Genomic DNA, 15,187 nt, shown 5'->3' with positions numbered 1-15,187 from the left:
GGGATTATAAATGCCTAATTTTGCAGTAGTAGATATGGAAGGCAAGCAGGTTGGTTCTATCGACCTTAGCGAGTCCGTATTCGGTATTGAGCCAAACACAGCAGTTATGCATCAGATGGTTGTAAACTATCTTGCTAACCAGCGTCACGGCACACAGTCTGCTCTTACAAGAGCTGAAGTTTCAGGTGGCGGCAGAAAGCCATGGAGACAGAAGGGTACAGGCCGTGCAAGACAGGGTTCAACTCGTTCACCACAGTGGACACACGGTGGTATTGTATTTGCTCCAAAGCCAAGAAGCTACAGATTTACTGTAAACAAGAAAGTAAGAAGACTTGCTATGAAGTCAGCTTTCTCAGCTAAGGCTGTGGATAAGGGAATCATCATTGTTGATTCAATCGCAATGACAGAGTACAAAACAAAGAAAATCGCTGCTATGCTCGAGGCTATCGGTGCAGAGAAGAAAGCTCTCATCGTTCTTCCTGAGAATAACAGCATGATCGTTAAGTCAGCATCTAACATTCCGGGTGTTAAGACTGCACAGGTAAACACACTTAATGTTTACGATATTCTTAATGCAGGCACACTCGTAATCGCAAAGGATGCTGTAAGCAAGATTGAGGAGGTATATGCATGATTGCTCAGGATATCGTAATTCGTCCGATTATTACAGAGAAGAGTATGTCAGGTGTTTTAAACAAGGTATATACCTTTGAAGTTGCTAAATCGGCTAATAAAATTGAAATCGCAAAAGCTTGCGAAGAGCTTTTCAAGGTTGAGGTTGCTAAGGTTAATACAGTAAGTGTTCGTGGTAAGTTCCGCCGTCAGGGCAGAAACAACGGCGGTTACTCAAAGAGCTGGAAGAAAGCAATCGTAACACTTAAAGAAAACAGCAAGCCTATCGAATTTTTTGAAGGCATGATGTAAGCCTGAAAAATTATTCAGGCAGAATGTATGGGAAAGAGCCATTTTCCCGCAAAGCCATCATGAGGAGAGTGAAACCAAATGGCAATTAAAGTATTTAAGCCGACCATTAACTCCAGAAGAAATATGTCGGTAACAGATTTTTCTGTTCTTTCAAAGGTTGCACCTGAAAAGAGCTTACTCGCTCCTTTAAACAAAAAGTCAGGTCGTAACAGCTACGGCAGAATTACTGTTCGTCACAGAGGCGGCGGTAACCGTAGAAAATATCGTATCATTGATTTCAAGCGTCAGAAATTTGATGTAGAAGGCACAGTTAAGACACTTGAGTACGATCCAAACCGTTCAGCATTCATCGCTCTTATTGAGTACACTGACGGCGATAAAGCTTACATTATTGCTCCGGAAGGACTTAAGGTAGGCGACAAAGTTACAGCAGGTGAGAACGCAGATATTAAGCCGGGTAATGCATTACCTCTTACTGCTATTCCTGTAGGTACATTCATTCATAATGTTGAGCTTTATCCAGGCAGAGGTGCTCAGCTTGCTCGTTCAGCAGGTAATATGGCACAGCTCATGGCTAAGGAAAACGGTCTTGCACTTTTAAGACTTCCTTCAGGCGAGCTCAGAAATGTTCCTGAAAGCTGCATGGCTACAATCGGCCAGGTAGGTAACGTTGATCACGAGAATGTAAAGATCGGTAAAGCCGGTCGTAAGAGAAATATGGGTTGGAGACCTACAGTTCGTGGTTCTGTAATGAACCCTAACGATCACCCGCACGGCGGTGGTGAAGGTAAATCTCCTGTTGGTCGTCCGGGACCTGTTACTCCTTGGGGTAAGCCTGCACTCGGTTACAAGACTCGTAAGAACAACAAGAGCAGCGACAAGCTTATCGTTCGCAGAAGAAACGGTAAGTAAGGCAGAGAAAGGAGCTTAAATTATGAGTAGAAGTACTAAAAAAGGCCCTTTTGTACAGCCTGTATTGCTCAAAAGGGTTCAGGAGATGAACGAAAAGGGTGAAAAGAGAATTCTTAAGACTTGGTCAAGAAGCTCAACAATTTTCCCTGAATTCGTTGGTCACACATTCGCAGTTCACGACGGTCGTAAGCATGTTCCTGTATATGTTACAGAAGATATGGTTGGTCACAAGCTCGGTGAGTTTGCTCCTACCAGAACATTTAAGGGACACGCAGGATCTAAGACATCTAAGTAAGCGGAAGGAGAGTATTGCAGATGGAAGCTAAAGCAATTGCAAAATTTGTTCGTATCTCACCCCGCAAGGTAGGCGTTGTTCTTGACCTTATCAGAGGTAAAGACGCTAAATATGCGGAAGCTGTTCTCAAGCACACTCCTAAGGCCGCTAGCGAGCCACTTTTAAAGTTGCTCAATTCAGCTATGGCTAACGCTGAGAATAATCATGATATGGATGTATCAAGACTGTATGTTGCTGAATGCAACGCAACAGCAGGCCCCATCCTTAAAAGAATTCGTCCGAGAGCACAGGGCAGAGCGTTCAGAATTAACAAGAGAACATCTCACATCAGCCTTGTCCTCAAGGAAAAAGAAGACTAAGGGGAGGTTTAAATATGGGTCAGAAAGTTAATCCGCACGGTTTGCGTGTCGGTGTAATTAAAGATTGGGATTCCCGTTGGTTTGCAGACAAGAAGAACTTTGGTGCAACACTCGTTGAGGACTATAACCTCCGTAAAACACTCAAGGCTCAGCTCTACAACTTCGGTATCGCAAAAATTGAAATTGAGCGTGACGGCAAAAAGGTTAAGATTAGCATTCACTGTGCTAAGCCGGGCCTTGTTATCGGTAAGGGCGGCGCAGAGATTGAGAAGCTCAAGGCTCAGTGCGAAGCTATGCTTAAGAAGCCTGTTGCTATCAATATAGTAGAAGTTAAAGCTCCTGAGCTTGACGCTCAGCTTGTTGCTGAAAATGTTGCTCAGCAGCTCGAAAAGAGAATTTCATTCCGTCGTGCTATGAAGCAGTCAATCGGTAACGCAATGCGTCGTGGCGCTAAGGGTATTAAAATTATGTGTTCAGGTCGTCTTGGCGGCGCTGAAATCGCTCGTTCAGAGCAGTACCACGAGGGTACTATTCCGCTTCAGACACTTCGTGCCGACATCGACTACGGCTTTGCCGAGGCTAACACTACTTACGGTAAGATTGGCGTTAAGGTATGGCTTTACAAGGGCGAGGTTTTAAACGAAGTTAAGTCAAGAAAGCCACGCAGAGAAGGAGGCAGAAAGTAATGTTATTACCAAAGAGAGTTAAGTACAGAAGAGTACACAGAGGTCGTATGACAGGTAAGGCTCTTCGTGGTAACAAGGTTACTTACGGTGATTTCGGTCTTCAGGCTACAGAGCCTGCATGGATTACTTCAAACCAGATCGAAGCTGCCCGTGTTGCTATGACTCGTTACTGCAAAAGATTCGGTAAAGTATGGATCAAAATTTTCCCTGACAAGCCTGTTACTGCAAAGCCTGCAGAAACTCGAATGGGTTCAGGTAAAGGTTCACCTGAGTATTGGGTAGCCGTTGTTAAGCCGGGCAGAGTTATGTTTGAGCTTGGCGGTGTAGATGAAGCTACTGCAAGAGAGGCTCTTCGCCTTGCTGCAAATAAGCTTCCAATTAAGTGCAAGTTTGTAAAGAAAGAGGAGGGTGAGCAGTAATGAAAGCATCAGAAATTAGAGAAATGTCTGTAGAAGAGCTCGAGTTAAAGCTCGCAGACCTCAAGGAAGAGTTATTTAACCTTCGTTTCCAGCTTGCTGTTAATCAGCTTGAAAACTCATCCAGAATTGGCGCCGTAAAGAAAGACATCGCAAGAGTTTCTACAATTCTTCGTATGCGTGAACTCAATGGCGCTGAGGCTTAAGAGAGGAGGACTTAACAGTGAGTGAGAGAAATATGAGAAAAGTTGTTGTCGGTAAGGTTGTAAGCAACAAGATGGACAAGACTATTGTTGTAGCAGTCGAGGACAGCGTAAAGCATAAGCTTTATAACAAAATTGTTAAGCGTACAGTTCGTTTTAAGGCACATGACGAGAATAACGAGTGTGGCATTGGCGACCGTGTAAAGATTATGGAGACCCGTCCTCTTTCTAAGGATAAAAGATGGAGACTCGTCGAGATTATTGAGAAAGCAAAATAAGTTGCGGCTTTTGAGAAAAGGAGGAATACACTGTGATTCAACAGCAGACACTTCTCAAGGTTGCCGATAATACAGGTGCAAAAGAACTTATGTGCATTCGTGTACTCGGCGGTACCAGAAGAAGATATGCCAACATTGGCGATGTAATCGTTGCTTCAGTTAAAAAAGCAGCACCCGGCGGTGTTGTTAAAAAAGGCGACGTTGTTAAGGCTGTGGTAGTTCGTTCTGCAAAGGGCGTAAGACGTGAGGACGGTACTTATATCCGTTTTGACGAGAATGCAGCTGTTATTATTAAGGAAGATAAGAACCCTAAGGGTACTCGTATCTTCGGACCAGTAGCAAGAGAGCTCCGTGATAAGGATTATATGAAGATCTTATCACTTGCTCCTGAAGTACTTTAATTGGAGGTGTCACAATATGAGTAAAGTTCATGTAAAAACAGGCGACACCGTTATCGTTATCAGCGGTAAGGATAAGGGCAAGCAGGGTCAGGTTCTTGCTGTCAGCCCAAAAGAAGGCAAAGTTATTGTTGAGAAGGTAAACATGGTTTCTAAGCATGTTAAGCCAAGAAAAATGGGCGAGCAGGGTGGCATCGTTAAGGCTGAAGGCGCTATGTATGCATCTAAGGTTCAGATCGTTTGCCCTCGTTGCAAGAAGCAGACAAGAGTTGCTCACAAGATTTACGAAGACGGTTCTAAGGGCCGTGTTTGCGCTAAATGTGGCGAAGCACTTTAAGGAGGATATAAGATATGGCAAGACTTAAAGAATATTATTCAAAAGAAGTTGCACCTGCTCTTATGAACAAGTTCTCCTATAAGAGCACAATGCAGATTCCAAAGCTTGACAAGATTGTTATCAATGTTGGTGCAGGCGAAGCAAGAGAAAATTCAAAGGTTATCGACGCTATTTCTAAGGACCTTGGTATTATCACAGGTCAGAAGGCACTTGTTTGCCGTGCAAGAAAGTCAGTTGCTAACTTTAAGCTCAGAGAGGGTATGCCGATCGGCTGTAAGGTAACACTTAGAGGCGAGAGAATGTATGAGTTCCTCGACAGATTCTTTAATGTAGCACTTCCGAGAGTAAGAGACTTCAGAGGTATTAACCCTAACTCTTTTGACGGCAGAGGCAACTACAATATGGGTCTTAAAGAACAGCTCATTTTCCCTGAAATTGAGTATGACAAGGTTGACAAGGTTCGTGGTATGGACATTTGTTTCGTTACCACTGCAACTACAGACGAAGAGGCTCGTGAGCTTTTAACACTTATGGGCGCACCGTTTTCAAAGTAAGGAGGGATTGTTGTGGCTAAGACTTCAATGAAAGTTAAGCAGCAGAGAGAGCAGAAGTTCTCAACAAGAGAGTACACAAGATGTAACATCTGTGGTAGACCACACGCCTACCTCCGTAAGTTTGGTATTTGCCGTATTTGCTTCCGTGAGCTCGCTTACAAGGGCGAAATTCCGGGCGTAAAGAAAGCAAGCTGGTAAGGACAAGGGAGGTAACATCTAATGCAGATTACAGATACAATTGCTGATTTACTTACAAGAATCCGTAATGCTAACTCAGCTAAGCACGATACTGTAGAAATTCCTTCTTCAAACCTTAAGAAGTCAATCTGTCAGATTCTTCTTGACGAGGGTTATATCAAGAATTTCACAGTTATAGAAGATGGTAAGCAGGGCGTTATTAAGGTTACTCTTAAGTACGTTGACGGCAAGACTCCTGTTATTACAGGTCTTCGCCGTGTATCTAAGCCCGGTTTACGTATTTACAGCAATGTAGAAGATATGCCAAAGGTTATGAAGGGCCTCGGTATTGCCATTATTTCAACATCAAAGGGCGTAATGACAGATCGTCAGGCTCGTGCTGAACATATTGGCGGCGAAGTTCTTGCTTACATTTGGTAAGGAGGTACGATAAATGTCTCGAATTGGAAGAAAACCTATAAATATTCCCGCCGGAGTTACAGCTTCAATTGCTGACGGCGTTATCACTGTTAAGGGACCGAAGGGCTCACTTGATTTCAAGTACAACCCGGCTATGACAGTAGAAGTTAAGGGCGATGTAATCGAAGTTACCCGCCCTGACGACACAAAAGAAAACCGCTCACTTCACGGCCTTACAAGAACACTTATCCACAATATGGTTATCGGTGTTACAGAGGGCTACAAGAAGACTCTTGAGGTAAACGGCGTTGGTTACCGTGTTCAGAAGCAGGGTAACAAGTGCGTTATGAACCTTGGTTATTCACACCAGGTTATCGTTGAGGATACAGACGACATCAAGATTGAAGTTCCTGATCCAAACAAAATCATAATCACAGGCATTGACAAGCAAAAGGTTGGTCAGTTTGCTGCCGAGGTTAGAGAAAAGCGTCCACCGGAGCCATATAAGGGCAAGGGTATTAAGTACGATTATGAAGTTATCCGCCGCAAGGAAGGTAAAGCAGGTAAGGGTAAATAATTAAGGAGTGAATGACTATGGTAAGCAGACCTGAAACAAAAAAAGCACGCATTAAGCGTCATAAGAGAATCCGCAGCAAGATCAGCGGTACTGCTCAGTGTCCACGTTTATGCGTATTCCGCTCCACAAACAACATCTATGCTCAGCTTATTGATGACGTAGCTGGTGTTACTCTTGCTCAGGCTTCAAGCCTTGACAAGAGCATTGAAGGCAATGGCGGAAACAAAGAAGCAGCTAAGGCAGTAGGCAAGCTTATTGCACAGCGTGCAGCTGAAAAGAATATCGTTGATGTTGTATTTGACAGAGGCGGTAACATTTATCACGGCCGTGTTAAGGAATTGGCCGAAGGCGCTCGTGAGGGCGGACTCAATTTCTAAGGATAGGAGGAATAACTTTGGCTAAAACAGTAGAAGTAACAGGCGAATTAAAAGAAAGAGTAGTTACTATCAACCGTGTATCAAAAACGGTTAAAGGCGGTCGTATTTTTAAGTTTGCAGCTCTCGTAGTTGTAGGCGACGGCAACGGCGTAGTAGGCTTTGGTATCGGCAAGGCTGGTGAGGTTCCTGATGCTATCCGTAAGGGCATTGAGGATGCAAAGAAAAACCTTATGAAGGTTTCACTTAGAGGTACAACAATCCCTCATGAAATCGTTGGTGAATTTGGTGCAGGCAGAGTTCTTATGAAGCCTGCAGCTCCCGGTACCGGTGTTATCGCAGGTGGTCCGGTTCGTGCCGTTATAGAGGCAGTAGGTATTAAGGATATCAGAACAAAGGCTCTTCGTTCAAACAATCCTTGCAATGTTGTAAGAGCAACACTTGCAGGTCTTGCAGCTCTCAGAACTGCTGAAGAAGTTGCCGCTGTACGTGGTAAATCCGTTAAGGAAATCGTATAACAGGGAGGTTGTAAACTATGACAATTAAGTTAGTAAAGAGCCTCATCGGCTGTACAAAACCACAGATCGCAACCGCCCAGGCTTTAGGTCTGAAGAAAATCGGCGATGTAACAACTCAGCCTGATAACGCTCAGACAAAAGGCAAGGTAGCAAAAATTTCTCACCTCGTAGAGGTTATCGAAGCATAAGCAAGGAGGTGCGTACTTATGAAGTTACATGAACTTTCACCGGTTGAGGGCTCAAAGAAGGACTCAAAGAGAATTGGCAGAGGTCACGGCTCAGGCTGGGGTAAGACTGCAGGCAAGGGACACAAGGGCCAGAAGGCTCGTTCAGGCGGCAGTATTCGTCCGGGTTTTGAAGGCGGTCAGATGCCACTTCAGCGTAGAGTTCCAAAGAGAGGCTTCAATAACATTTTCGCTAAGAATGTTGTTGCAATTAACCTCAGTACTTTAAACAGAAAGTTTGAAAACGGTGCTACAGTTGACGTAGAAGCTTTAGTAAATGCCGGCGTTATTAAGAACGGTTTTGACACAGTAAAGGTTCTCGGCAACGGTAAAATCGACAAAAAACTTACAGTAAAGGTATCTGCTTTCTCCGAATCTGCTAAAGCAGCCATTGAGGCGGCAGGCGGAAAGACAGAGGTGGTATAATTGTTAAAAACAATTAGAAATGCCTGGTCAATACCTGACCTTCGTAAGAAACTTTTATTTACACTTATGATTATCATCGTATTCAGAATCGGTTCAGTTATTCCTGTTCCGTTTCTGGATATGAGTGCACTCGCTACCGCCATGAACGGTATGAACGAGGGCAATACTATGCTTGCATATCTTAACACATTGTCAGGCGGCGCTTTTGCAAATGCAACACTTTTTGCAATGGGCGTTACACCTTACATCAACAGCTCAATTATTATGCAGCTCCTCACTGTTGCAATTCCTCCTCTTGAGAGAATGGCAAAAGAGGGAGAGGCAGGCAGAAGAAAAATCGGTACTATTACCCGTTATGTAACAGTTGGTCTTGGTCTTGTTCAGGGCTTTGCTTATTGGTTCTATCTCCACAGATCCGGTGTTACAGTTTACACAGAGGGTTTCTCACTCTGGTTCTCTGCTATTGTAATTATTCTTGTTTTCACAGCCGGCACAGCACTTATGATGTGGCTTGGCGAGCAGATTAACACAAACGGTATCGGAAACGGTATTTCAATTCTCCTTTTCGCAGGTATCGTTGCTCAGCTTCCTTACACATTAAGTATGCTCGGTCAGTTCTGGAAACTTGCAGGCGAGGGTTCAACTCAGTTCTATTTCCTCGTTCCGCTTTGGATTGTTATTTTTGTTGCCATTGTATGGGTTATCACATTTATGCAGGACAGCGAAAGAAGAATTCCGATCCAGTATGCAAAGAGAGTTGTTGGCAGAAAGATGTATGGCGGTCAGTCAAGTCACCTTCCAATCAAGGTTGCACTCGGCGGCGTACTTCCAATCATCTTTGCAAGCTCAATTCTTTCTATCCCGGGTACTATTAATCTTTTCGCAAAGGTTAAAGACGGTTTCTGGGGTGCTTTCTTCAATGCATTTGATACAAGCGGTTGGCTTTATAATGTATTGTACTTTATCTTAATTATAATGTTCGCATATTTCTATACTACTATTCAATACAATCCGATTGAAATGGCAAACAACCTTAAGTCAAACAACGGTACAATTCCGGGTATTCGTCCGGGCGCACCGACAGCTGACTACATAAGAAATATTCTTTCAAGAATTACTCTTATCGGCGCTCTCTTCCTCGCAGTAATCGCACTTGTTCCAAGTATTTACGGTTCTGCTACAGGCATGGGTCGTATGGCTATCGGCGGTACTTCAATCATCATTCTCGTTGGTGTTGCACTTGAAACAGTAAAACAGCTTGAGTCACAGATGATGATGAGACATTATAAAGGTTTTCTTGACTAATTTCTTGACTTATTGAGATAAAAGGAGTATAATAAAATGAACATTATTATGTTAGGTGCTCCGGGTGCAGGTAAAGGTACTCAAGCAGCTGTACTTTGTGAGCATTTTGGAATTCCCACTATTTCAACCGGAAATATGATCCGTGAAGCGCTGAAAAACGGCACTGAGATGGGTTTGAAAGCTAAGTCTTTTATGGACGAAGGCAAACTCGTTCCCGACGAGGTTGTTATCGGCATCGTAAAGGAAAGACTTTCACAGGATGACTGCTCTAAGGGTTTTATCCTTGACGGTTTCCCAAGAACCATTCCTCAGGCTGAGGCTCTGGATAAAATGGGCGTTGAAATTCAGTATGTTATCAACATTGATGTTGCCGACGAAAGAATTATCAAGCGTATGTCCGGACGCCGTGTTTGCGAAAATTGTGGCAAGCCTTATCACCTCACTAACCTTCCACCAAAGGTTGAGGGCGTTTGCGATGATTGTAACGGCACCCTTGTTCAGCGCAAGGACGACCACCCAGATACTGTACTTGCTCGCCTTGCTGTATATCACAAAGAGACTGAGCCTCTCGCAGCTTATTACGAGAAGCAGGGCAAGCTCATTAATGTAGAGGGTAAAGACGATGTAGTTTCTACTACAAAGCTTATCTTAGAAGCAATCGAGGCTTAAGTATGGTTATTGTAAAAACAGCACGGGAAATTTCTAAAATGAAAGATGCATGCAGAATATCAGCGGAGGCACTCCGTGTTGCAGGTGAGGCTGTAAAGCCGGGTATCACCACTTACGAAATTGATACTATAGTTCGCAAATATATCGAGAAACAGGGTGCTACACCCTCGTTTCTCGGTTATGGCGGTTTTCCTGCAAGTGCTTGCATTTCCGTAAATAATGTGGTTATCCATGGCATACCGAGTAAAAAACAGATTCTTAAAGAGGGCGACATTGTAAGCGTTGATGTCGGCGCATTTTACGAAGGCTTTCACGGCGATAATGCCTATACGTTTGCCTGCGGTAAAATCAGTGACGAAGCTCAGCGTTTGCTTGACGCAACTAAAGAAGGCCTTTTTGAGGGAATTAAAATGGCTGTTGCCGGAAATCGTGTAGGCGATATAGGCAGCGCTGTTCAGAAGTATGTCGAAGCTCGCAGTTACTCGGTGGTACGAGATTTTGTCGGCCACGGCGTAGGTGCGAAATTACACGAAGACCCAAGTATCCCCAATTACGGCACACCGGGCAGAGGCGTAAGACTGTTGCCGGGTATGACAATCGCTATTGAACCTATGGTAACTCAGGGCTCCTATGAGGTGCGTGTTCTTGATGATGAGTGGACTACCGTTACGGTTGACGGTAAGCTTGCCGCACATTTTGAACATACAGTAGCAATTACTCCTGACGGTCCTAAGATTATGACTCTTTGTGATTAAAGGTGATTTATGAACATTCAAAAGGGTAGCATAGTCAGAGCAAAGTCAGGGCGTGACAAAGGTAAATTTTTCCTTGTACTCTCGGTTGAGGGTCATTTTGCGTTTATAGCAGACGGTAAAACCCGTAAGCTTGAAAAACCGAAGAAGAAAAATTTACTTCATCTTGCGGCTACAACTGTAGTTTATACAGGTTCAGCAGAAACCAATCCGCAGATAAAACGAATTTTAAGTGATTTAAAAAACGACTAACGGAGGTTTATGATATGTCCAAACAGGATGTAATTGAAATCGAGGGTATTGTAAGGGAGGCTCTCCCTAACGCACAGTTTAAGGTTGAGCTGCCTAACGGTCACGTGATCTTAGCTGTTATTTCAGGCAAATTGCGTATGAATTTTATCCGCATTTTGCCGGGCGACAAGGTAACGGTGGAAATGTCACCGTATGACCTGACAAGAGGAAGAATTACCTGGCGTTCTAAATAAGCCGGGGCAATACGACTTTTTAGAAAGGAATGATTAACTAATGAAAGTCAGACCTTCAGTAAAGAAAATGTGCGATAAGTGCAAAGTAATCAAAAGAAAAGGTAAGATTTTAGTTATTTGCGAAAACCCTAAGCACAAACAGCGTCAGGGTTAATTACCTTAAAAACATTAAAACACAGACTACTAATTTAATTTATTGATTTTTGATGGAGGTGCAACTGAATGGCTCGTATAGCAGGTGTTGACTTACCAAGAGATAAAAGAGTTGAAATCGGTTTAACTTATATCTACGGTATCGGCCGTAAAACTGCAGGCGACATTATTGCTGCAACAGGTGTAAATCCTGACACTCGTGTTAGAGATTTAACAGAAGAGGATGTATCAAAGCTCAGAGAATATATTGAGCATCATTGTCGTGTTGAAGGTGACCTTCGCCGTGACATAGCTTATGATATAAAAAGACTTATTGATATTGGTTGTTACCGTGGCGTTCGTCACAGAAAAGGTCTTCCGGTAAGAGGTCAGCGTTCTAAGACTAACGCTCGTACCCGTAAGGGCCCACGCAAAACCATGGCTAACAAGAAGAAGTAAGGAGGGCAATGGATTATGGCAGCACCAAAGGGTGGTAAGAAAGTTATTCGCCGTCGCCGTGAACGCAAAAATATTGAAAAAGGCGCAGCACATATTCAGTCAACTTTTAATAACACAATCGTTACTATTTCCGATACACAGGGCAACGCTGTATCTTGGGCAAGTGCCGGCGAACTCGGCTTCAGAGGCTCAAAGAAGTCAACTCCGTTTGCCGCACAGTCAGCAGCAGAGACAGCTGCAAAGGCTGCAATGGAACACGGTATGAAGTCCGTTGAAGTATATGTTAAAGGTCCGGGACAGGGCCGTGAAGCTGCAATCAGAGCTTTACAGTCAGCAGGTCTTGAGGTTACTATGATTAAGGATGTAACTCCAATTCCTCACAACGGATGCCGTCCTCCTAAGAGAAGACGTGTATAGTATTTAAAATATTCTATTGGAGTGAAAATAAAATGGCAGTAAACAGAGATCCTATCTTAAAAAGATGCAGATACCTGGGCATTAGCCCTACTGTTGTAGGCATAAACAAGGAATCTTTCAGAAAGCCAAATGCAAATGGTAGAAGGAAGGTTTCAGAATACGGCTTACAGCTTAAAGAGAAGCAGAAGTTAAAGTTTATCTACGGCGTTCTTGAGAAGCAGTTCTATCACTACTATGAAATTGCTACAAAAATGGAAGGTCAGGCAGGTACTAACCTCATCGTTTGTCTTGAAACAAGACTTGACAACATCATCTTCAGAATGGGTATGGCTCAGACAAGAAGAGATGCAAGACAGGTTGTTACTCACGGTCATTTCCTCGTAAATGGTCAGAGAGTTGATATCCCATCTTACAGAGTTAAGGTTGGCGATGTTATCACAATCAGAGACAAGAGCAAGAACAGCGTTAAGTTTAAAGAAATTCTTGACAAGACAAGCGGCAGACTCTCACCAAAGTGGCTCGAGGTAAATAAGGATGAATACACAGCAAAGGTTGTTGCTTTGCCAAGTCTTGAGGACATTGACTACGAAGTAGCTCCTCACCTTATTGTTGAGTTGTACTCCAAGTAATCCCTTTTTTCACAGGCAGGTTACACACGCATTGGCTGCGTTATGCAGCCGCATAATGTTTAGGAGGATTCGCGAATGATCGAAATTGAAAAGCCAAGAATTGAAACCGAGGAATTAACCGAGGATGGAAAGCACGGCAGATTTGTTGTTGAACCGCTCGAGCGTGGCTTTGGCAACACATTGGGCAACAGCCTGCGCAGAGTTTTGCTTTCTTCTCTTGAAGGCTGTGCCGTTACATCTATCAAGATTGACGGAGTTCTTCACGAATTTTCAACTATTCCCGGCGTAAAGGAAGACGTTACGGAAATTGTTCTTAATATGAAAAGCGTTGTTGCAAAGCTTTACGAAACAAGCCCAAAGGTTGTTGAAATCTCAGCACAGGGTCCTTGCGTAGTAACTGCCGGAGATATTAAATGTGACAGCGAGGTTGAGATTCTCAATCCTGAGCAGCACATTGCAACTCTCGGTGAGGATGCAAAGCTCAATATGGAAATCACCATTGACAAGGGCAGAGGATACATCCCTGCTGAACGCAACAAGCTTATTAGCGGCAATAATGTTATTGGCGTTTTACCTATTGATTCTATTTATACTCCCGTATTAAAGGTAAATTACACAGTTGACAACACTCGTGTAGGTCAGATTACTGACTATGACAAACTCACACTTGATGTTTGGACAAACGGTGTTATCAATGCACAGGAGGCTGTTTCACTTGCAGCTAAGGTGCTTACCGAGCACTTAAACCTCTTTGTAAACCTTTCGGATAAGGCTTCAAGCGCAGAGGTTATGGTTGAAAAAGACGATAAGGGCAAGGAGAAAATCCTTGAAATGACAATTGAGGATCTCGATTTGTCAGTTCGTTCTTTCAACTGCTTAAAGCGTGCCGGTATTAATACGGTAGAAGATTTGATCAACAAGTCAGAAGAGGATATGATGAAGGTAAGAAACCTCGGCAGAAAATCTCTCGAGGAAGTAATCCAGAAACTCAATTCTCTCGGATTTAGTCTTCAGAAGGAAGACGAATAAACACTTTAAAAACCCAACGGTAAAGGAGTGAACACAATGCCAGGTACAAGAAAATTAGGAAGAACAACTGCTCAGAGAACAGCTATGCTCCGTGCAATGGTTACATTCCTTCTCGAAAACGGCAAAATCGAAACAACTCTTACTCGTGCCAAGGAAGTTCAGGCTATGGCAGAGAAGATGATTACTACAGCAAAAGAAGATAACCTTCACAACAGAAGACTCGTTTTAGGTTTTGTTACTAAGGAAGAGGTTACAGTAAAGCTCTTTACTGAAATCGCTCCAAAGTATGCTGACAGAAACGGCGGTTATACAAGAGTAACAAAGATCGGTCCTCGTCGTGGTGACGGTGCAGAGATGGCTGTTATCGAGTTAATCTGATTTTTCGGTAATAATATTTGCTGATATACGCTCTCAACTTCGGTTGAGAGCGTTTTTGCGTTTGCTTTAATGTTATGCTTAGATTTTTATGGTTTTGTTCTAAATGTTGGGGTAACAATAATAAATTATGGTTTAGCGGAATACTTCACAAGGCAATTATAAAAGTTTGGTCGACCTTTTCAAAGGTCGTGGGTGTGGGCAAAGCCTACAAATACTTTGCGTTTACACAATCTAACGATAGCCAAACAGGCGAAAGCCTTTGCGAGAGCAACAAAAGAAAATACACTTCATTTTTCATAGTCAACGCAATGCGTTGACTATGTTTTTAGCGTTTCTGTTTATAATGGCTGTCGCCTGTTTTAACAAACTAAGTCTTAACACGCAAACAGCGTGGCTGTTTGCGCCTGATAAATTGTTATACCGAAAGATTTTATGGGCGCTGCCCAAACCCGCAATTTTTGAAAAAATTGAGTAAACTTTTTTGCTTTTAGGAGGATAATTTAGCGTTAGCTAAATTTCAATGCCCAACCGACACTCCGCTAAACCACAATTTACCCCAACTTTTGATAAAGAACCATTTTTATTAAAGGTTTGGTAAATTACGGTTTAACCATTGCTTTGCCAATTAATTATAAAAGTTTAGTCAACCTTTTCAACGGTTGTTGGTGTGGGTAAAGCCCACAAATACTTTGCGTTTACACAATCTAACGATAGCCAAACGGCAAGCTGTTTGGCAGCCTAAACACAACGGTGTTACCCTTTAAATGCGACAGCAACAAGAAAAGCCACTTGTTATATAATTTAAAAAACGACCGCTGTCATTATCGGACAGCGGTCATTATGATTATATAATT

The 15,187-nt window shown here is 43.1% G+C and carries 31 protein-coding genes; all 31 read left to right on the top strand.

Translation table 11 applies throughout. The features are described 5' to 3' along the window. Positions 1-10 precede the first annotated feature (10 nt). Positions 11-634, top strand: a complete 624-nt coding sequence (gene rplD / locus KGF34_RS07260; protein WP_022234101.1) for a 50S ribosomal protein L4 — start codon at positions 11-13, stop codon at positions 632-634. Further along, positions 631-924, top strand: a complete 294-nt coding sequence (gene rplW, locus KGF34_RS07255) for a 50S ribosomal protein L23 (protein ID WP_252558572.1) — start codon at positions 631-633, stop codon at positions 922-924. The genes rplD and rplW overlap by 4 nt, the downstream gene beginning before the upstream one ends. Before the next feature lie 78 nt (positions 925-1,002). Further along, positions 1,003-1,836 carry a 50S ribosomal protein L2 gene (gene rplB / locus KGF34_RS07250; protein ID WP_022234103.1) on the top strand — a complete coding sequence of 278 codons (834 nt, stop codon included), beginning with the start codon at positions 1,003-1,005 and terminating at the stop codon, positions 1,834-1,836. 22 nt (positions 1,837-1,858) lie between these two features. Then, positions 1,859-2,131 (top strand): 30S ribosomal protein S19, encoded by a 273-nt coding sequence (rpsS, locus tag KGF34_RS07245; RefSeq protein ID WP_022234104.1) that lies wholly within the window; start codon positions 1,859-1,861, stop codon positions 2,129-2,131. 20 nt (positions 2,132-2,151) lie between these two features. Continuing rightward, the gene (rplV, locus tag KGF34_RS07240; protein WP_022234105.1) at positions 2,152-2,490 is read left to right on the top strand and encodes a 50S ribosomal protein L22; all 339 of its coding nucleotides are present in this window, start codon (positions 2,152-2,154) and stop codon (positions 2,488-2,490) included. A 14-nt stretch (positions 2,491-2,504) separates the two neighbouring features. Continuing rightward, positions 2,505-3,176, top strand: coding sequence for a 30S ribosomal protein S3 (gene rpsC / locus KGF34_RS07235; protein WP_022234106.1), 672 nt, complete (start codon positions 2,505-2,507; stop codon positions 3,174-3,176). Further along, positions 3,176-3,595, top strand: coding sequence for a 50S ribosomal protein L16 (rplP, locus tag KGF34_RS07230; RefSeq protein ID WP_015523195.1), 420 nt, complete (start codon positions 3,176-3,178; stop codon positions 3,593-3,595). The genes rpsC and rplP overlap by 1 nt, the downstream gene beginning before the upstream one ends. Continuing rightward, a complete protein-coding gene (gene rpmC, locus KGF34_RS07225; protein WP_022234107.1) occupies positions 3,595-3,798 on the top strand; it encodes a 50S ribosomal protein L29 in 204 nt (67 codons plus the stop codon). The genes rplP and rpmC overlap by 1 nt, the downstream gene beginning before the upstream one ends. A gap of 17 nt (positions 3,799-3,815) precedes the next feature. Further along, positions 3,816-4,073, top strand: coding sequence for a 30S ribosomal protein S17 (rpsQ, locus tag KGF34_RS07220; RefSeq protein WP_022234108.1), 258 nt, complete (start codon positions 3,816-3,818; stop codon positions 4,071-4,073). A 32-nt stretch (positions 4,074-4,105) separates the two neighbouring features. After that, the gene (rplN, locus tag KGF34_RS07215) at positions 4,106-4,474 is read left to right on the top strand and encodes a 50S ribosomal protein L14 (RefSeq protein ID WP_022234109.1); all 369 of its coding nucleotides are present in this window, start codon (positions 4,106-4,108) and stop codon (positions 4,472-4,474) included. 16 nt (positions 4,475-4,490) lie between these two features. Continuing rightward, positions 4,491-4,808 carry a 50S ribosomal protein L24 gene (rplX, locus tag KGF34_RS07210; protein ID WP_022234110.1) on the top strand — a complete coding sequence of 106 codons (318 nt, stop codon included), beginning with the start codon at positions 4,491-4,493 and terminating at the stop codon, positions 4,806-4,808. 14 nt (positions 4,809-4,822) lie between these two features. Further along, the gene (gene rplE, locus KGF34_RS07205) at positions 4,823-5,362 is read left to right on the top strand and encodes a 50S ribosomal protein L5 (RefSeq protein WP_022234111.1); all 540 of its coding nucleotides are present in this window, start codon (positions 4,823-4,825) and stop codon (positions 5,360-5,362) included. 12 nt (positions 5,363-5,374) lie between these two features. Next, positions 5,375-5,560 carry a type Z 30S ribosomal protein S14 gene (locus KGF34_RS07200; RefSeq protein WP_022234112.1) on the top strand — a complete coding sequence of 62 codons (186 nt, stop codon included), beginning with the start codon at positions 5,375-5,377 and terminating at the stop codon, positions 5,558-5,560. 21 nt (positions 5,561-5,581) lie between these two features. Beyond that, positions 5,582-5,980 (top strand): 30S ribosomal protein S8, encoded by a 399-nt coding sequence (gene rpsH, locus KGF34_RS07195; protein ID WP_022234113.1) that lies wholly within the window; start codon positions 5,582-5,584, stop codon positions 5,978-5,980. A 13-nt stretch (positions 5,981-5,993) separates the two neighbouring features. Next, on the top strand, positions 5,994-6,536 hold the full coding sequence (gene rplF, locus KGF34_RS07190) for a 50S ribosomal protein L6 (protein ID WP_022234114.1): 543 nt from the start codon (positions 5,994-5,996) through the stop codon (positions 6,534-6,536). Positions 6,537-6,553: 17 nt separating this feature from the next. Beyond that, a complete protein-coding gene (rplR, locus tag KGF34_RS07185) occupies positions 6,554-6,913 on the top strand; it encodes a 50S ribosomal protein L18 (RefSeq protein ID WP_022234115.1) in 360 nt (119 codons plus the stop codon). A 17-nt stretch (positions 6,914-6,930) separates the two neighbouring features. Continuing rightward, complete coding sequence (gene rpsE, locus KGF34_RS07180; RefSeq protein WP_022234116.1) at positions 6,931-7,428, top strand: 30S ribosomal protein S5; 498 nt, start codon at positions 6,931-6,933, stop codon at positions 7,426-7,428. A gap of 17 nt (positions 7,429-7,445) precedes the next feature. Beyond that, on the top strand, positions 7,446-7,616 hold the full coding sequence (rpmD, locus tag KGF34_RS07175) for a 50S ribosomal protein L30 (protein ID WP_022234117.1): 171 nt from the start codon (positions 7,446-7,448) through the stop codon (positions 7,614-7,616). Positions 7,617-7,634: 18 nt separating this feature from the next. Beyond that, positions 7,635-8,078: a 50S ribosomal protein L15 gene (gene rplO, locus KGF34_RS07170; RefSeq protein WP_252558571.1), complete on the top strand. Its 444-nt coding sequence runs from the start codon at positions 7,635-7,637 to the stop codon at positions 8,076-8,078. Further along, positions 8,079-9,383, top strand: coding sequence for a preprotein translocase subunit SecY (gene secY, locus KGF34_RS07165; RefSeq protein WP_022234119.1), 1,305 nt, complete (start codon positions 8,079-8,081; stop codon positions 9,381-9,383). 36 nt (positions 9,384-9,419) lie between these two features. Continuing rightward, complete coding sequence (locus tag KGF34_RS07160) at positions 9,420-10,052, top strand: adenylate kinase (protein WP_117705185.1); 633 nt, start codon at positions 9,420-9,422, stop codon at positions 10,050-10,052. A 2-nt stretch (positions 10,053-10,054) separates the two neighbouring features. After that, complete coding sequence (gene map, locus KGF34_RS07155) at positions 10,055-10,807, top strand: type I methionyl aminopeptidase (RefSeq protein WP_022234121.1); 753 nt, start codon at positions 10,055-10,057, stop codon at positions 10,805-10,807. A gap of 9 nt (positions 10,808-10,816) precedes the next feature. Then, entirely contained in the window at positions 10,817-11,056 is a 240-nt protein-coding gene (locus KGF34_RS07150; RefSeq protein WP_022234122.1) for a KOW domain-containing RNA-binding protein, read from the top strand. A gap of 14 nt (positions 11,057-11,070) precedes the next feature. Next, the gene (gene infA, locus KGF34_RS07145; RefSeq protein ID WP_022234123.1) at positions 11,071-11,289 is read left to right on the top strand and encodes a translation initiation factor IF-1; all 219 of its coding nucleotides are present in this window, start codon (positions 11,071-11,073) and stop codon (positions 11,287-11,289) included. 40 nt (positions 11,290-11,329) lie between these two features. Further along, the gene (gene rpmJ, locus KGF34_RS07140; RefSeq protein ID WP_015523208.1) at positions 11,330-11,443 is read left to right on the top strand and encodes a 50S ribosomal protein L36; all 114 of its coding nucleotides are present in this window, start codon (positions 11,330-11,332) and stop codon (positions 11,441-11,443) included. Positions 11,444-11,511: 68 nt separating this feature from the next. After that, positions 11,512-11,880 (top strand): 30S ribosomal protein S13, encoded by a 369-nt coding sequence (rpsM, locus tag KGF34_RS07135; RefSeq protein ID WP_022234124.1) that lies wholly within the window; start codon positions 11,512-11,514, stop codon positions 11,878-11,880. A 15-nt stretch (positions 11,881-11,895) separates the two neighbouring features. Then, a complete protein-coding gene (rpsK, locus tag KGF34_RS07130) occupies positions 11,896-12,297 on the top strand; it encodes a 30S ribosomal protein S11 (RefSeq protein ID WP_022234125.1) in 402 nt (133 codons plus the stop codon). A gap of 32 nt (positions 12,298-12,329) precedes the next feature. Continuing rightward, a complete protein-coding gene (gene rpsD, locus KGF34_RS07125) occupies positions 12,330-12,926 on the top strand; it encodes a 30S ribosomal protein S4 (RefSeq protein ID WP_022234126.1) in 597 nt (198 codons plus the stop codon). 75 nt (positions 12,927-13,001) lie between these two features. Further along, on the top strand, positions 13,002-13,955 hold the full coding sequence (locus tag KGF34_RS07120; RefSeq protein WP_022234127.1) for a DNA-directed RNA polymerase subunit alpha: 954 nt from the start codon (positions 13,002-13,004) through the stop codon (positions 13,953-13,955). Positions 13,956-13,991: 36 nt separating this feature from the next. After that, positions 13,992-14,333, top strand: a complete 342-nt coding sequence (gene rplQ, locus KGF34_RS07115) for a 50S ribosomal protein L17 (protein WP_178586622.1) — start codon at positions 13,992-13,994, stop codon at positions 14,331-14,333. A 194-nt stretch (positions 14,334-14,527) separates the two neighbouring features. Further along, a complete protein-coding gene (locus KGF34_RS11760) occupies positions 14,528-14,650 on the top strand; it encodes a hypothetical protein (RefSeq protein WP_271229675.1) in 123 nt (40 codons plus the stop codon). The last annotated feature ends 537 nt before the right edge of the window (positions 14,651-15,187 follow it).

Source organism: Ruminococcus sp. FMBCY1 (assembly GCF_023921805.1).
Classification (GTDB): Bacteria; Bacillota; Clostridia; order Oscillospirales; family Acutalibacteraceae; genus Ruminococcoides; species Ruminococcoides intestinale_A.
This window is presented reverse-complemented; position numbering and strand designations above follow the sequence as displayed.

Bases quoted from the DNA above. Each gene is read 5' to 3' on its own strand.
- rpmD (WP_022234117.1), top strand. From the start codon at position 7,446: ATGACAATTAAGTTAGTAAAGAGCCTCATCGGCTGTACAAAACCACAG.
- rplD (WP_022234101.1), top strand. From the start codon at position 11: ATGCCTAATTTTGCAGTAGTAGATATGGAAGGCAAGCAGGTTGGTTCT.
- rplV (WP_022234105.1), top strand. From the start codon at position 2,152: ATGGAAGCTAAAGCAATTGCAAAATTTGTTCGTATCTCACCCCGCAAG.
- rplQ (WP_178586622.1), top strand. From the start codon at position 13,992: ATGCCAGGTACAAGAAAATTAGGAAGAACAACTGCTCAGAGAACAGCT.
- KGF34_RS07120 (WP_022234127.1), top strand. From the start codon at position 13,002: ATGATCGAAATTGAAAAGCCAAGAATTGAAACCGAGGAATTAACCGAG.
- rplP (WP_015523195.1), top strand. From the start codon at position 3,176: ATGTTATTACCAAAGAGAGTTAAGTACAGAAGAGTACACAGAGGTCGT.
- rplB (WP_022234103.1), top strand. From the start codon at position 1,003: ATGGCAATTAAAGTATTTAAGCCGACCATTAACTCCAGAAGAAATATG.
- rpmC (WP_022234107.1), top strand. From the start codon at position 3,595: ATGAAAGCATCAGAAATTAGAGAAATGTCTGTAGAAGAGCTCGAGTTA.
- rplW (WP_252558572.1), top strand. From the start codon at position 631: ATGATTGCTCAGGATATCGTAATTCGTCCGATTATTACAGAGAAGAGT.
- rpsD (WP_022234126.1), top strand. From the start codon at position 12,330: ATGGCAGTAAACAGAGATCCTATCTTAAAAAGATGCAGATACCTGGGC.
- rplF (WP_022234114.1), top strand. From the start codon at position 5,994: ATGTCTCGAATTGGAAGAAAACCTATAAATATTCCCGCCGGAGTTACA.
- rpsK (WP_022234125.1), top strand. From the start codon at position 11,896: ATGGCAGCACCAAAGGGTGGTAAGAAAGTTATTCGCCGTCGCCGTGAA.
- rplR (WP_022234115.1), top strand. From the start codon at position 6,554: ATGGTAAGCAGACCTGAAACAAAAAAAGCACGCATTAAGCGTCATAAG.
- rpmJ (WP_015523208.1), top strand. From the start codon at position 11,330: ATGAAAGTCAGACCTTCAGTAAAGAAAATGTGCGATAAGTGCAAAGTA.
- map (WP_022234121.1), top strand. From the start codon at position 10,055: ATGGTTATTGTAAAAACAGCACGGGAAATTTCTAAAATGAAAGATGCA.
- infA (WP_022234123.1), top strand. From the start codon at position 11,071: ATGTCCAAACAGGATGTAATTGAAATCGAGGGTATTGTAAGGGAGGCT.
- rpsC (WP_022234106.1), top strand. From the start codon at position 2,505: ATGGGTCAGAAAGTTAATCCGCACGGTTTGCGTGTCGGTGTAATTAAA.
- rplO (WP_252558571.1), top strand. From the start codon at position 7,635: ATGAAGTTACATGAACTTTCACCGGTTGAGGGCTCAAAGAAGGACTCA.
- KGF34_RS07160 (WP_117705185.1), top strand. From the start codon at position 9,420: ATGAACATTATTATGTTAGGTGCTCCGGGTGCAGGTAAAGGTACTCAA.
- rpsH (WP_022234113.1), top strand. From the start codon at position 5,582: ATGCAGATTACAGATACAATTGCTGATTTACTTACAAGAATCCGTAAT.
- rplE (WP_022234111.1), top strand. From the start codon at position 4,823: ATGGCAAGACTTAAAGAATATTATTCAAAAGAAGTTGCACCTGCTCTT.
- rplX (WP_022234110.1), top strand. From the start codon at position 4,491: ATGAGTAAAGTTCATGTAAAAACAGGCGACACCGTTATCGTTATCAGC.
- rpsM (WP_022234124.1), top strand. From the start codon at position 11,512: ATGGCTCGTATAGCAGGTGTTGACTTACCAAGAGATAAAAGAGTTGAA.
- KGF34_RS07150 (WP_022234122.1), top strand. From the start codon at position 10,817: ATGAACATTCAAAAGGGTAGCATAGTCAGAGCAAAGTCAGGGCGTGAC.
- rpsS (WP_022234104.1), top strand. From the start codon at position 1,859: ATGAGTAGAAGTACTAAAAAAGGCCCTTTTGTACAGCCTGTATTGCTC.